Source organism: Enterococcus sp. DIV0210g (assembly GCF_050559705.1).
GTDB classification, from domain to species: domain Bacteria; phylum Bacillota; class Bacilli; order Lactobacillales; family Enterococcaceae; genus Enterococcus_B; species Enterococcus_B faecalis_A.
The window spans coordinates 199,947-215,699 of sequence record NZ_CP187903.1; the positions used below are offsets into that span (position 1 = coordinate 199,947).

At 38.7% G+C, this 15,753-nt stretch carries 11 protein-coding genes; 9 read left to right on the forward strand and 2 right to left on the reverse strand.

What is annotated here, in order from left to right:
* Window positions 1–3 precede the first annotated feature (3 nt).
* Entirely contained in the window at window positions 4–1,185 is a 1,182-nt protein-coding gene (locus IGI64_RS01015; RefSeq protein WP_429939190.1) for a betaine/proline/choline family ABC transporter ATP-binding protein, read from the reverse strand.
* A gap of 232 nt (window positions 1,186–1,417) precedes the next feature.
* Between IGI64_RS01015 and queA the strand changes: the two genes are divergently transcribed.
* A complete protein-coding gene (queA, locus tag IGI64_RS01020) occupies window positions 1,418–2,449 on the forward strand; it encodes a tRNA preQ1(34) S-adenosylmethionine ribosyltransferase-isomerase QueA (protein ID WP_016623702.1) in 1,032 nt (343 codons plus the stop codon).
* Window positions 2,450–3,583: 1,134 nt separating this feature from the next.
* Complete coding sequence (locus IGI64_RS01025; RefSeq protein WP_430596461.1) at window positions 3,584–4,030, forward strand: GNAT family N-acetyltransferase; 447 nt, start codon at window positions 3,584–3,586, stop codon at window positions 4,028–4,030.
* Between the two features lie 95 nt (window positions 4,031–4,125).
* On the opposite strand, the gene IGI64_RS01030 is transcribed toward IGI64_RS01025, so the two are convergent.
* Window positions 4,126–4,827 carry a DUF975 family protein gene (locus IGI64_RS01030; RefSeq protein WP_016623698.1) on the reverse strand — a complete coding sequence of 234 codons (702 nt, stop codon included), beginning with the start codon at window positions 4,825–4,827 and terminating at the stop codon, window positions 4,126–4,128.
* 514 nt (window positions 4,828–5,341) lie between these two features.
* Here IGI64_RS01030 and tgt point away from each other — a divergent pair.
* The 7 genes from tgt to IGI64_RS01065 all read left to right on the forward strand — a co-directional run bounded on the left by tgt (window position 5,342) and on the right by IGI64_RS01065 (window position 15,752).
* Window positions 5,342–6,487, forward strand: a complete 1,146-nt coding sequence (gene tgt, locus IGI64_RS01035; protein WP_429939192.1) for a tRNA guanosine(34) transglycosylase Tgt — start codon at window positions 5,342–5,344, stop codon at window positions 6,485–6,487.
* Window positions 6,488–6,568: 81 nt separating this feature from the next.
* A complete protein-coding gene (gene yajC / locus IGI64_RS01040) occupies window positions 6,569–6,937 on the forward strand; it encodes a preprotein translocase subunit YajC (RefSeq protein WP_034861681.1) in 369 nt (122 codons plus the stop codon).
* 397 nt (window positions 6,938–7,334) lie between these two features.
* Complete coding sequence (adhE, locus tag IGI64_RS01045) at window positions 7,335–9,932, forward strand: bifunctional acetaldehyde-CoA/alcohol dehydrogenase (protein ID WP_429939193.1); 2,598 nt, start codon at window positions 7,335–7,337, stop codon at window positions 9,930–9,932.
* A gap of 233 nt (window positions 9,933–10,165) precedes the next feature.
* On the forward strand, window positions 10,166–12,889 hold the full coding sequence (locus tag IGI64_RS01050) for a leucine-rich repeat domain-containing protein (protein ID WP_429939194.1): 2,724 nt from the start codon (window positions 10,166–10,168) through the stop codon (window positions 12,887–12,889).
* Between the two features lie 222 nt (window positions 12,890–13,111).
* Complete coding sequence (locus IGI64_RS01055) at window positions 13,112–14,218, forward strand: glycoside hydrolase family 88/105 protein (protein ID WP_429939195.1); 1,107 nt, start codon at window positions 13,112–13,114, stop codon at window positions 14,216–14,218.
* Window positions 14,219–14,236: 18 nt separating this feature from the next.
* Window positions 14,237–15,292, forward strand: a complete 1,056-nt coding sequence (locus tag IGI64_RS01060; RefSeq protein WP_429939196.1) for a TRAP transporter substrate-binding protein — start codon at window positions 14,237–14,239, stop codon at window positions 15,290–15,292.
* Window positions 15,273–15,752 (forward strand): TRAP transporter small permease, encoded by a 480-nt coding sequence (locus IGI64_RS01065; protein WP_016623689.1) that lies wholly within the window; start codon window positions 15,273–15,275, stop codon window positions 15,750–15,752. The genes IGI64_RS01060 and IGI64_RS01065 overlap by 20 nt, the downstream gene beginning before the upstream one ends.
* Window position 15,753 lies beyond the last annotated feature (1 nt).

Sequence of the window (15,753 nt, forward strand, 5' to 3'; positions counted from 1 at the left end):
AAGTTACTCCCCCTTTTTCTCACTTGGATGTACGTGTACAGATTCGACAGCATTAGAGATGGATTGATCTTCTCCCCAAATAACGTCGTAAACGATATCTACTAAAGAAGCACGAGTGAGAATACCTACGACTTTTTTCTCATCGTCTACTACTGGAACGTATTTCAATCCGCGTTTCAAGATTCTTTGCAATGTGTCACGTAAATAAGCAGATTTTTTTACATAAAAAACATCTTTATTCAAAATATCACCAACGCTTGAAACTTTGCTGCGTTTTTCATTCAAGGTCTCAACATCGATAAACCCTTTTAAAATATTTGAATTATCAGTGACTAACAATGTATCGACACGTTTTTCGCGCATCAGTTTGATGGCTTCTTGCAGAGATTTCTCCGGTGTGATCGTAATGGCTGTATTCAACATAACTTCGCCAACGCGTGTGGTATCTGGTTTGGCTTGAAGCAAGCGGTCTTCGCCAATCAACTCTTCAACGAAATCAGTCGCAGGATTCCGCAAGATATTTTCTGGTGTATCGAATTGGATCACTTTTCCTTCACTCATGATTGCGATCCGATTCGCTAATTTCAACGCTTCATCCATGTCATGAGTAACAAAAACGATCGTCTTTCCTAAACGTTCTTGAAGATCTTTGACTAAGTCTTGTAAAGAATCGCGAGTAATTGGGTCTAACGCGCCAAAAGGTTCATCCATCAAGATGATGTCTTGGTTTGCGGCAAGAGCACGTACCACGCCGATTCGCTGCTGCTGTCCGCCAGATAGTTCATTTGGATAACGGTCCAGCATATCGCGAGGCAATTCTACTAAGTCGATCATTTTCTCTGCTGTTTTTTCTCGTTCTTCTTTGCTGACTTTCATCAGTTTTTGAACAAGGGTGATATTTTCACGAATCGTCATATGAGGCATCAATCCGATATTTTGAATAACATATCCGATTTTACGGCGCAGTTCAACAGGGTTGATTTCTTGGATATCCTTTCCGTCAATCAGGATTTTTCCTTTGGTAGGATCAGTCATTCGGTTGATCATACGCATCGTTGTCGTTTTTCCGCTTCCGCTGGTGCCGATAAAACAGATAAATTCACCTTTGTCAAAAGAAAGATTCACATCATCAACAGCGGCTTTCCCGCCTTTGAATATTTTTGAAACATGTTGGAATTCAATCAAATTGCTCACCTCAAAATTTCATTTTTCGTAACAGCTCCTACTTCTAGTATGCCTTAAAAGCTGAAAACACACAAACGCCACGGCGCGACAGGTTTCATTTTTTTTTAATTTTTGAAATAACAAAACAAACGTTACATTAGAGTGGCAAAATAACATCTATATCCGCTGTTCGCAATAACAGCGAAAAAATGATAAACTATTTAAATAAAATTGATTAGAAAGAGTGGATGATATGCTGACTACTGAGGATTTTGATTTTGATTTGCCGGAAGAGTTGATTGCACAGACCCCTTTGAAAGATAGAGACCAATCTCGTTTGTTGATTCTTGATCATAAGACTGGAGAAATAGAAGATAAACATTTTCATGATATAGTGAATGAATTAAATCCAGGCGATGCACTTGTTATGAACGATACAAGAGTTCTTCCTGCTCGTTTGCATGGAGAGAAGACTGAAACAGGCGCTCATTTAGAAGTCTTGCTGTTAACGAATACAGAAGGTGATACGTGGGAAACGTTGATCAAACCAGCAAAACGTGCGAAAGTCGGAACAGAGATCGTCTTTGGTGACGGACGCTTGAAAGCAGTGGTGAAGGAAGAGCTGGAACATGGCGGACGTATCATCACGTTTGAATATGAAGGGATCTTTTTAGAAAATTTAGAGGCGCTTGGAGAAATGCCGCTTCCGCCGTATATCAAAGAACGTTTAGAAGATCAAGAACGTTATCAGACTGTATATGCGAAAGAAAATGGTTCGGCAGCTGCGCCGACAGCGGGGTTGCATTTTACAACAGAATTGCTTGAAGAAATCAAAGCAAAAGGTGTTGAACTTGTTTATTTGACACTCCATGTTGGTTTAGGAACTTTCAGACCAGTAAGTGTGGATAAAATCGAGGAGCATCAAATGCACAGTGAATTTTATCGTTTGACAGAAGAAGCGGCAGAACGATTGAATCAAGTTCGTGCATCAGGCGGAAAAATCGTAGCAGTGGGAACAACATCTATTCGTACGTTGGAAACGATTGGGACGAAATTTGACGGCGAAATCAAAGCAGACAGCGGCTGGACAGACATTTTTATCACGCCAGGCTATGAATTCAAAGTCGTCCAAGCATTTTCAACGAATTTCCACTTGCCGAAATCTACCTTAGTGATGCTGGTTAGTGCATTTGCGGGAAGAGAGCAAACATTAGCGGCATACCATCATGCGGTGCAAGAGAGATATCGTTTCTTTAGTTTTGGGGATGCGATGTTTGTGAAATAGAGGTTGTGAACTCAGCGTTCTGCTTTGAGCAGTAAGGAGGATTTTTCGAAAGTCGCTTCTCAGACTTTTGCGAAAATTTGACTTAATGCCGAGAAGCAGCTGAGTGAGCACTGTTTAGATAGAGGTTGTGAAAGTGATGTTCTGCTTCAAGAATTAAGAATGAGAAATTAGAAATAGCTTTTCATATTTTTAATTTTTCAGACTTAATTCCGCAGAAGCAATCACTTGAGCACCGTTTGGATAGAGGTTGTGGATGAACCGTTCAGCTCCGAGCAGTAACGAAAAAACCAGTAAAATAGATTTCCATATTTTGCTGGTTTTTAAGTTAGTGCCGAAGGAGTTGGTTCATGAACACCGTTTAAAAAGAAGTTATAAAAAATCTGTACAGACGTGCAAAACTCAAAAAAAAAACGCAAAACAGGGAAGTCTGTTTTGCGTTTTTTTGATGTTAACCAATTTGATTTTAGGCAAAAAAAGAGCCAGGCTCTCGATAAGCCTGACTCCCTGTGTCTCGGAAGGATTCGAATAAGTTGAATGATTGGTTCTTTCTAGTATACATGCAAAGTACCTAGTTGAATTTCTTCTGTATAAACAAAAATTTTGTTTTCGTTACATCTTCAACACTTTGAAACATCTTTCTTTTGTTGTTCAATGTTCAGATATTTCTTGTTACGTATCTGTTTCTTGTTCGTTTGTTTTCACATTGGAACTCTTTTACGCATTCACTATTTGTAAAGTCATACCTCACACGTATAGCATTGGTGAAACTTGTACTTCTAACAACTTTGTTTGCCTATTTTACTTCATCGAGAAATTCTTCAACTTATTTGATGTTATCTCCCTTCCTTACATTCATAGAATAGCATATTTTGTCAGCGTTTGCAAAAGATACATCCAATGTTTAAGAAAGTTATAAGAAGCAAGGCTGATAAGTGGAAACCCTAACGAGGAGCGGGTATTCTAGAATCAGACAAGCACATCAAACGGAAATGTAACATCGATTATTTTAGAGATAGGGCAGGTGGAAATGTGCGTGTTAAGATAGTAACACAAGATTTACCAGAGTATGAGAGGGTCATCAAGACATATCAAACAGCTTTTCCAAAGAATGAAAAGCTTCCAGTGTGGTTTTTGATGGCGATGGCACGAAAAAAAGAAGTAGACTTCTATGCGTTTTTCGACCAGGAGGGATTTTGCGGCTTTGCTTATTTGATCCATCAAAACAAAACAACTTTTGTCTATTATTTGGCCATTGAAGAAAGCAAACAGTCAAAAGGATACGGCAAAAAGATTTTGGATTGGATCTGTAAGGAATTTCCTGAGAATACAGTGATGCTGAACATTGAGCAAGTAGCTGAACGCTTTGAGAATTATTCGCAAAGAGTACGGAGGCAGGAATTTTATTTCCGAAACGGATTCAAAGCAGCCGATTATATTTTTAATGAAGATGGCGATACGTATGATATTTTATATAAAGGGAACTACTTTTCAAAAGAAGATTATCTCAAAGTCATGAAGATGTTCTCTTTTGATACGCATTCGTCAAAGTTGGAAAGAACATATAAACAGAAAAGCAGTTAAGCAAATTTTTTGCATGTAAAAGAGCGGGACAATAGTCAGGGTTTCTGATTGCTGTCCCGCTCGTTTTTTATTAGGCTTCCGCAAGAAAAACTCTCTTAGATTGAGACGGTTTCTTTAGGCAGATCATTATAAAAAGCTGCTTTTGTTGCAGTGATATAAGGAAGAAGCCAAAGATAGCCGATACCTAGAGTCAACATAGACAAGAGATGCCAACCGATAAAGGAAAGGTCTAACCAGAACAATTTTCCTTTATAGCCTTTCATCAATCTGCGGCTTGCTGTGATCGTATCCAGTACGCGTGGTTTTTCGCCAGTTGCTTGGATCGTATCATAATAGATAAAAGTACTTTGTGAATAAGAATAACCTTTGATAATACCAGGAATCACTAATAGTAAAGACCATAAGAAAGTAAAAATCGTTGTCAATACGGCAATACCGAAGACGCCACCGAAATATGGACTTTTGAATCCACGAAACGCATCTTGGAATGGTGTGATGTTTGTTTTAGTTCCACGCAATAAATCAAGATATGTCCAAGAAATACCGCTTAAGAATAACGCATTAAGGATAGTAGACACTAAACTGCTGCCAGAACCAGAACCATTTCCAGCTCCATCTGTTGTTGTGCTGTCCATTGAAACCCCATTTCTGTATAAGAACAAGAAAAGTGGAACCATGACGATCAACGCAATCAAGATACCTATCAAAGTTGGTACTAGATTCAACAAAACAGCTTGACCCCAACGACCTTTCAGTTCTGCGCGTGCTTCTGCTTTCAATTCGCTTGAAGTTTTCATTTTTTCACCCCTTTTGTATTTTTTCAAATTTTAGTATAACAAAAGAAGCTCTATCTTGTCGAAGCATTAGGGCTGATTTGGAGAGTTGAAGTAAAGATAGCGTGTTTTTTTATCTTTCTATTTTATTTTTAGCGTATGCTTCCCGGAGACTGGGTTTATTTTTCGAATGCTTCATTTGTTCGATTCTTTTTTTTTCTATTTGTTTTAACTTGTCAGCAAGAGATAGGGATGTCGAAGAATATATTTCTGAATAGTCGAGTCGTTGGAAGGAATAAATTTGCTCCATTAATCATCATCTCCTTAAGTTTGGTTACTTAACTATAGAATACTTGAAATCGTGGTGTTTGGGCGCAACAGATTTTTCTAACTTTAGAAAAAAGAACCGCTAGTCCGTTTTTTAAAAAAAGCAGGTTAAATAAAAAATAGAAGCCTTTGAACTATTGCAAATTTATAGCGAAACGATTATGATGGGGAGAGTTGTCAACGCTATTTATTAAAGAAAGTAGGGAATTGAATGTCACAACCTGCCATTTATTATCGATTGATCAAAAAAGAAAAACATACAGGCGCGCGTTTGGGCGAATTGGTCACTCCTCATGGCACTTTTCCAACACCTATGTTCATGCCAGTAGGAACACTAGCTACTGTTAAAACGATTTCGCCAGAAGAACTAAAAGAAATGGGTGCGGGCGTTATCCTAAGCAATACATATCATCTGTGGCTTCGACCAGGAGAAGATCTTGTCGAAGAAGCTGGCGGATTGCACAAATTTATGAATTGGGATCAGCCGATCTTAACAGATTCTGGCGGTTTCCAAGTCTTTTCATTGAGTGATATGCGTAATATCGAAGAAGCCGGCGTACATTTCAAAAACCATTTGAATGGTTCGAAAATGTTTTTATCTCCTGAAAAAGCGATTGATATCCAAAACAAACTAGGTTCAGATATCATGATGAGCTTTGACGAGTGTCCGCCATTTGACGAAAGTTATGATTATGTCAAAAAATCTGTCGAACGTACCTCTCGTTGGGCTGAAAGAGGCCTGAAAGCTCATGCAAATCCAGATCGTCAAGGATTGTTTGGGATCATCCAAGGTGCCGGTTTTGAAGATCTTCGCCGCCAAAGCGCAAAAGATCTTATCAGCATGGATTTCCCAGGGTATTCAATCGGAGGGTTATCTGTTGGTGAATCAAAACAAGAAATGAATCGCGTATTGGACTTCACAACACCATTGATCCCAGAAAACAAACCTCGTTATCTAATGGGCGTGGGTGCTGCAGATTCATTGATCGATGGCGTTATCCGAGGAATCGACATGTTTGACTGTGTATTGCCGACACGTATCGCGCGAAATGGTACTTGCATGACTTCTCAAGGACGTTTGGTTGTCAAAAATGCGCAATATGCTAGAGACTTCCGTCCAATTGATGAAAAATGTGACTGTTATGTATGTAAAAACTACACACGTGCATATATCCGTCATTTGATCAAATGTGATGAGACATTTGGTATTCGTTTGACTTCTTATCATAACTTATACTTCTTGTTGAACGTTATGAAACAAGTTCGTCAAGCAATCATGGACGATAATCTGTTAGAATTCAGACAAGCGTTTTTTGAAGAGTATGGTTTTAATAAAGAAAATGCGAAAAGTTTCTAATTATTTTAGGTAAAAAGCTAGTGTCAATACTGTTTTTCTGCTAAAGTATTTGTTGTAGATACATGTTAGCGAGGTGAAAAAATGAATTCATTACCAATGATTTTGATCTTTGTTGCAATGCTTGCGATGTGGTATTTCATGTCACGCGCACAGAAAAAACAACAACAAGAACGTCAAAGCTTGCTTGAAGGTATGAAACCGGGAGACAAAGTAGTAACAATCGGCGGATTACACGGCGTACTTTCTGAGATCGATAACGAAAAACGTACTGTTATCATTGATTGCGAAGGGATCTTTTTAGAATTTGATCGCTCTGCCATCAAAACTGTTAAACCTGGAACTGTAGTCAAAAATGATACAGCAGAAACAACGATTGAAGAAACAGCTAAACCTGAAGAAACAATCGAAGAAGTACCAACTTCAACCGACGAAACAAAAGAAGAAAAATAATCACGGAAAAAGCATTGCTTGTCAGCAGTGCTTTTTTTCTTGTGCTTAAAATATAACTAGTTTAAAGGTCGAAAAGTACTATAGAAAGCGCTTTTTAAAACTGTTTTATAACAGATTTAATTCAAGTGATAGAAAAAAGGAGTTGTATGTTTTTGTGATTGAAAGTGAAAAATTGAACTAGTTTTCAATCGAAAAAGAAAAGGTTTTACTACTTTTGTATTTTTGTAACAATGAGCGTTATTTTCTGAAAAAACATTGATTTAACAACTTTTTAATAACTGTGAAAAAAATCACAAAAAAGTATTTACAATCCAAAAATACTGTTGTATGATTTATATGTGAAATATTTAACAAATAAACCGCTAATAAATTCGTGCATACCATCAGGAGGAAAATCATGACTAAAACAGTAGTAAAAGAAAAGACTCAAACGATTGATGTACAAAAAATGATTGACGAACTTGCAGACAAAGCAAATGTCGCATTAAAACAAATGGAGAACTTTGACCAAGAACAAGTGGATCATATCGTTCATGAAATGGCAATGGCTGCTTTAGACAAACATATGCCTTTAGCAAAAATGGCAGTTGAAGAAACAGGCCGCGGAATCTATGAAGACAAAGCAATCAAAAACATGTACGCTTCTGAGTACATTTGGAACAGTATCAAACATGATAAAACAGTTGGCGTGATCAATGAAGATCCACAAAAAGGCTTGATTGAAATCGCTGAACCAGTCGGCGTTATCTGCGGTGTTACACCAACGACGAACCCAACTTCAACAACGATTTTCAAATCAATGATTGCATTGAAAACAAGAAATCCAATTATTTTTGCTTTCCATCCAAGTGCGCAAAAATCTTCTGCTGAAGCAGCAAGAATCGTCCGTGATGCAGCAATCGCAGCAGGCGCACCAGAAAACTGTGTCCAATGGATCGAATATCCATCCATCGACGCAACATCGATGCTGATGAACCACCCAGGCGTTGCTATCGTTTTGGCGACAGGTGGAGCAGGCATGGTCAAATCTGCTTATTCTACTGGTAAACCAGCGTTAGGTGTTGGACCAGGAAACGTACCAGCATATATTGAAAAAACAGCGAAAATCAAACGTGCCGTAAATGACTTGATCGTTTCGAAAACATTTGATAACGGAATGATCTGTGCTTCAGAACAAGCAGTGATTGTTGATAAAGAAGTTTATGCAGCAGTCAAAGCAGAATTCCAAGCACATCAAGTTTACTTCGTTAAACCAAATGAATTATCTAAATTAGAAGATGCAGTGATGAACGAAGGGAAATATGCTGTTAATCCGGCAATCGTTGGACATTCAGCAATGGATATCGCAAAATTAGCAGGTATCGAAGTTCCTGAAGGCACAAAAATGCTGATTGCTGAATTAGAAGGTGTTGGCACAGAATACCCGCTTTCTAGAGAAAAACTTTCTCCAGTCTTGGCAATGGTCAAAGCAAAATCAACAGATCACGCATTTGAATTATGTGAAGGAATGTTGAATCTTGGCGGATTAGGCCATACAGCAGTTATCCACTCTGAAAATGAAGATCTGCATGTGAAATTCGGTTTGAGAATGAAAGCTTGCCGTATCTTAGTCAACACACCATCAGCAGAAGGCGGTATCGGTAACATCTACAACGAAATGATCCCTTCATTGACATTAGGCTGTGGTTCATATGGTAAAAATTCAGTTTCTCGTAATGTATCTGCTGTCAATTTGATCAATGTAAAAACTGTAGCGAAACGGAGAAATAATATGCAATGGTTCAAATTACCGCCAAAAATCTTCTTTGAAAAGAACTCTTTGCTTTACTTAGAAAAAATGGAAAATGTTGAACGTGTAATGATCGTCTGCGACCCAGGAATGGTTCAATTCGGATACTGCGACACTGTTCGTGAAGTATTGGCTCGCCGTAAAAACGATGTGAAGATCGAAATCTTCTCAGATGTGGAACCAAACCCTTCAACAAACACAGTATATGCAGGAACAAAAATGATGGTTGATTTCCAACCAGACACAGTGATTGCACTAGGCGGCGGTTCAGCGATGGATGCTGCAAAAGGCATGTGGATGTTCTATGAGCACCCAGATACTTCATTCTTTGGCGCAAAACAAAAATTCTTGGATATCCGTAAACGTACGTACAAAATTGCTAAACCAGAAAAAACACAATTTGTGTGTATTCCAACAACATCAGGTACAGGTTCAGAGGTAACACCTTTTGCAGTTATCACAGATAGCGACACACACGTGAAATACCCATTAGCAGACTACGCTTTGACACCAGATGTAGCAATCGTTGATCCTCAATTTGTTATGTCAGTACCAGCATCAGTTACTGCTGACACAGGGATGGATGTATTGACTCACGCGATTGAATCTTATGTATCTGTCATGGCTTCTGACTACACACGCGGATTGAGCTTACAAGCAATCAAACTGACTTTCGATTACTTGGAAAAATCAGTAAAAACGCCTGATATGGAGTCACGTGAAAAAATGCACAACGCTTCAACAATGGCAGGTATGGCGTTTGCTAACGCATTCCTAGGTATTTGCCACTCAGTTGCACATAAAATCGGTGGAGAATATGGTATTCCACATGGCCGTACAAATGCAATCTTGTTACCGCATATTATCCGCTACAATGCGAAAGATCCGCAAAAACATGCAATGTTCCCTAAATATGACTACTTCCGTGCAGACACAGATTATGCAGATATCGCGAAATTCTTAGGTCTAAAAGGTGAAACAACAGAAGAACTTGTCGAAGCTTTAGCGAAAGCAGTGCATGAATTGGGACAAAAAGTTGGTATCGATATGAGCTTGAAAGCACAAGGTGTTACACAAGAAGTATTAGATACAACTGTTGACCGTATGGCTGAATTAGCTTATGAAGATCAATGTACAACAGCAAATCCAAAAGAGCCATTGATCAGCGAATTAAAGCAAATCATTATTGATGCTTACAAAGGATAATAACTACTTTAAATGTCATGAGATTTTCTCCTTTTAACTAGAAAGACAGACTCAGCAAATGCTGAGTCTGTCTTTTTTCTTGCTGTAAAAGATGGATTATTTTCTAAACAAATCAAAATTTCTTTCACTTGATTAAGTTTTGATGATAAACATTCTTGATTTGATTTATTCATGGTAGAAATCAAAGACAATAGAATTATATGAATAATCAAAATGGATAGAGGTGTGGAAAAATGAAAAAAGGACTTCATATGATTCTCAGTCTACTTTTAATCTTGCCTATTTTTGTCAACAGCATCAGAATCGTCGAAGCAGAAGAACAAAGCATGGCAGAGCAGCAAATCGAGGCAGAAGAGACAAAAGAAGTGGAAGAAACGGATACAGGGATGGAAGAAGCAAGTGAGGAGACATTTCCAGAAGAAACCTTAGATTCTTCAGAGGAACAGTCTGTAGGTACAGAGGAAGAGTCAGCAATTGCGGAAGAACCAGCGCTAGAGTCTCCAGTAGAGGAACAACCTGCTGCTGAAGAAAAAGCAGAGACAGATTCAAATTTACATACAGAAGAATCCGAAGAACAAATAAATGAACAAGAAACGGCCCCAGCTGATTTACCTGTAAGAGTTTCTATTCCAGATCCAGTTTTGGAGCGCCTAGTCAGAGAGGCAGCTGGAATTTCTGATATACAGGTGATATTCGTGGAGCATTTAGGTAAAGTAGAAAAACTGTCTTTTTCGGGAACAGCACAAGAAAAAATCACTGATTTGACGGGATTAGAATATGCAAGCAATCTGCACACGTTGGAGCTGCCTAATAATGATATCAGCGATTTATCTAATCTAAGTGCAAGAAACCTTCAAAACATCAATCTAGACAATAATCGCATTAGTGATTTCCGACCCTTAAGCAATGCAACCGCCGCTATTGATGGTTCCGGCAGTTTTTCGGCTTTAAATCAAAGAGTTGATCCATTTGGAAAACAAAAAGAAAAGGGCGAGCTCTTAATGCCAAATGGCGATGGACTCCTTGTTGGTAACCATTTAGAAACATACACAGACACATGGGGGCCTTTTGAAACAACGCCGCTGTACGATCATTTAGGAAATAAACTAGGTTATCTTGCTACCAGTAATGAACAGAATCCTAATGTGTTTTCATATTTTTACCACGATAGAGAAAATGATACATTGAAAATAGGAATCAACTATACCGCATATGATTATTATCAAATCGGAAGGATAGCTGCATCTGGGGCAGGAGGCCGAATTACTGTTAGATACGAAAAAGAAAAAGAAGAGTTGAAAAATGATCTCCCCTTTCAGCAAAAAATAGATATCCAAGGAACATTAGTGGAAATGGATCGGGAAACAGGCGAAGTCAAAACAATAGATTTCGGAGTCGTTGAAACATGGTATCGTCAAATCAATACCTCAGAATCATTTTTTTTGACGGATTTAGGCGAATCTCGTCCGGTTACTCCAACAGTTAATTTGACTTGGGGACCAGGAGCAAAAACAACAAGGTTCCATTATCGTGACCGTGCGCTGGACGATGGGTTTGGAATGGTTGTTTTTACTCATAAAAGCATGAGCGGTGAATCATTGAAGGAAGATGACATATTTATACGGGCGTCAGGAAGTATAATGACATTGCCGGTTTTTGATGAGATAGAAGGGTATCAGTTAGTAACAGATGTTCCAGGGAATATTGTTTTCCCGGAAAATAACGGAACGATTTACAATGATCTGTTTTATGAAAAAACGATTGAGATACCCGACCCTGTATTAAATCGCGAGGTACGAAAAAACCTCGCGCTCTCAGAGGAAGAGCCGCTTACAGACCGCCTTGTTCGAACCTTAACTGAAATCTCCTATACAGGAAGTGATGCAGAAGGAAAAATCAAAGACTTGGCCGGTTTAGAAGAAGCGGTCAATTTACAAAAATTATCTGTACCAGAAAATGAGATCAAAAGTTTAGCTCCGCTTCAAGAATTGACTTCGTTAGAATCGTTGAATTTAAATGGGGATCAGCCAATCGAAAACATCCATAAATTGCCTTGGCTTGTGAAAGAATTGCAACTAAGCAGATCACGATTTTCAGATTATGGCTTTATCAATAACTTGCTTTATTTGGAGCGAATCGATCTTTCAGAAAATCAGCTGACAAATGAGCAGTTGGAACAAATTGCTGCTAGTTACGTATTTAGAAATGACTATATCCAATATGCAGATATGAGTAAAAATCAGCTTTCGGACTTATCGATCCTTCAACAGTTTTCTTTAAGCTACGATGAAGGTATTTCAGGGACGTTTGAAGAGAAACAAGGCTGGAACTTAGCAGAACAATCGGTGACTGCTGAAAAAAGGATCACAGCTGGTGAAGTGATTTCTATGGAAAATCCTGTTATTGGACAAGATGGACAACCGCTGATTCCAAATGCGGGCGACTTTACTGCTGTGAACGGAAAACTTGAATGGGCTCTTTTACTGGATGAAGAAGGGAAGTTAGCGGAGACAGAAAAAGAGTTCCAATATAGTGATTATCCAGGGATGAATTATAGTGCAGAACTTGTTGTCTCTTTAGCTTATGAACCATTAAAAATAGAAATTCCTCTGCAAACAAGTTTTGTACAGCAAGGTGTCGACAAAATCCAAAGCGATACGTATCAAATCGTCAATCATTCTGCTTTTCCTATCACAATCAGTTTAAACGAAGTACGGGAAGAAAAAGAAAATAAATTGAACTTGGTTAATCAAGAAGTGATGGCTGGAGAAATCAATCTGGCAATGCTGACAGATCAAGAAGAGACTATTCACTTTTTAGAAAAAGAGCGGGAATTGAAGAATATCCTTTCCAATGAAAAGCTTGAATTTGCATTTACAGGAACTTTTGAAACAGGAGAAGAAAAAGACTATTCATTAGATTATGTCCTTCACTTTACCTTTTCAGAAAGCCAATAAAAAGACTGAAGACGATCAACAATCGTCTTCAGTCTTTTTTGATATAAGTAAGAAAGAGACCACGAACTTAGTTGTATTTCAGATAACAACGTTATAGTACAACTGTATCAATTAGGTCAATTTTAGATAGTTTTTGTTCAATATGTGCTATTTATAGTGGAATTATTTCTTGCTATAGTAAAAACATAAAAATGAAAGCGATTTAAAAAAGGTGGGAGAATAATGATTATAAAAGAAGAGATTTTTGTACCAAAAGAAACTGTAGAAGAAAAAATCAAATTATTAACGGAAAATTTGACAACGATCAAAGACGATTCAGGTGAATTTTTGTTGGATTTTGATGGACTGAAAGTTGATGATAAAAGCTGGACTGTTTGGAATTGGCCGCAAGGAGTCGGGCTGTATGGTATTTATAAAAACTATCAATTAACCAAAAATCCTAAAGCATATGCAGTCGTGAATGAATGGTTCGAAGACCGGATGCAAGAAGGCGCTCCGCCGAAAAATGTAAACACGATGGCACCGTTATTGACCATGGCTTATCTTTACGAAGATACTAAAGACTCACGTTATTTGCCTTATTTAGAACAATGGGCCGAATGGGTTATGAATGATATGCCAAGAACGAATGAAAATGGTTTGCAGCATGCAACGTATGGACCAGAGAATAAAAATCAGCTATGGGATGATACGCTGATGATGACAGTCTTGCCGTTAGCAAAAATAGGTAAGTTATTGAATCGTCCAGAATACTTGGAAGAAGCCCGTTATCAGTTCATGATCCACATCAAATATCTGATGGATAAACACACAGGCCTTTGGTATCATGGCTGGACTTTTGAAGGAAATCACAATTATGCAGAAGCATTTTGGGCACGAGGAAACTGCTGGTTGACGATTGCTATTCCGGAAATCATTGAGATTCTTGAATTGTCGAAAGAAGATGCACTGCGGAAATTATTGATCGAAACATTAGAAGCGCAAGTTCGTTCGTTAGCTTATTATCAATCAGAAAGCGGATTGTGGCACACGTTGCTTGATGATCCGGATTCGTATGTGGAATCTTCTGCAACAGCAGGTTTTGCTTACGGGATATTGAAAGCGGTACACAAACGTTATTTGCCGCAAGAATACAAAGAAATTGCTTACCGAGCGATCCGCGGTTTGTTAGAGCAAATCGATGAGACCGGCGAAGTGCAAAATGTATCGATCGGAACTGGGATGGGAGATGATTTGGACTTTTACCGAAACATTGGGATCACAGCTATGCCTTATGGTCAGTCATTGACAGTTCTTTGCTTGACTGAATTGCTCGTTGCGTATTGTTAACAGAAAGGAAATCTCCAGATGAAAAAAAGAGCTTTGCTGTTTACTGTTGGGATACTTGGTTTGATGATACTAGTGTTAAGCGGCTGTGCAGCTGGGAGTTCGACGATCGTTGCAGACGCAGAGACAGAAGAAGCAACGACTCTGCGCTTTGCTTATGCCAGCAACAGTCAGCCAGTCGTAGATGCAATGAAGGAATTTGGCAGATTAGTAGAAGAAAAAACAAATGGCACCGTAAAAATCCAATATTTTCCAGATGGACAGCTTGGCGGTGAAAGAGAACTGATCGAATTGACACAATCCGGCGCAGTAGACTTTACAAAAGTCAGCGCTTCAGCATTAGAAAGTTTTTCAAAAGTCTACTCTATTTTTTCTGTTCCTTATTTATTTGAAGATGAAGCACACTTTTTCAATGTGATGAACGATGCGGAAATCATGGAGCCAATCTACCAATCAACAGAAGGCATGGGTTTTACAGGACTTACCTATTATGATTCTGGTCAACGCAGTTTTTACATGGTGGACGGGCCAATCCATACGCCAGAAGATTTAAGAGGAAAGAAAATCCGTGTCATGCAAAGCGAAACAGCTATCCGTATGGTCGAACTGCTTGGCGGATCAGCAGTACCGATGGGGAGCGACGAAGTCTATACTTCTTTACAGTCTAATTTGATCAACGGTGCGGAAAATAATGAATTTGTTTTGTATACAGCGGGTCATGGAGGTGTAGCAAAATATTATTCTTACGATGAACATACACGTGTGCCAGACGTGATCATCATGAATGATGCAATCAAAGAGCAGCTCACCGCAGAACAACAGCAAGCAATCAAAGAAGCGGCAGAAGAATCCACGATTTATCAAATCGATGTCTTCGCAGAAGCTATCAAAGAAGAAAAGCGGTTGGCGCAAGAAGTTCATGGTGTCGAATTCAATGACGTCGATAATCAGCCGTTTCGTGAAGCTGTAGCGCCGCTTCATGAAGAATTCCAAAACGATCCAGAATTCAGCGGATTATATAATCAGATCCAGGCAAAAGCAGAAGGGGGAAACGGAAATGAAACACTTTCTGAATAAAACGTTAGAACTCTTAGCTGCAGCGCTGCTGGTGATCATGGTTCTAGTGGTCTTATGGCAAGTTTTCACTCGGACAGTCTTGGGCAATCCAAATACGATCACAGAAGAATTTGTGCGTTTTTCTCTGATTTGGTTCGCTATGCTTTCATCGGCTTATGTTGTAGGTCAAAAAGCGCATCTGGCAGTGACGATTTTAAGCGAAAAGCTTTCAGGCAAAAAAAATCAATTATTAGAAATCGTGATCCAGCTTTTGTTTTTGGTATTTTCAATCATCATCATGGTTTATGGTGGCTGGAAAGCTGTAGGAATCACGATGGATCAAATTTCTCCTTCTCTAGGAATCTCGATGGGTTATGTTTACTTGGCAATCCCGGTCTCCGGTATATTGATCATTATTTATAGTTTGATCAATCTTGTTGATACGATAAAAGGAAACACGATCATAAAAGAGAAATTATAGG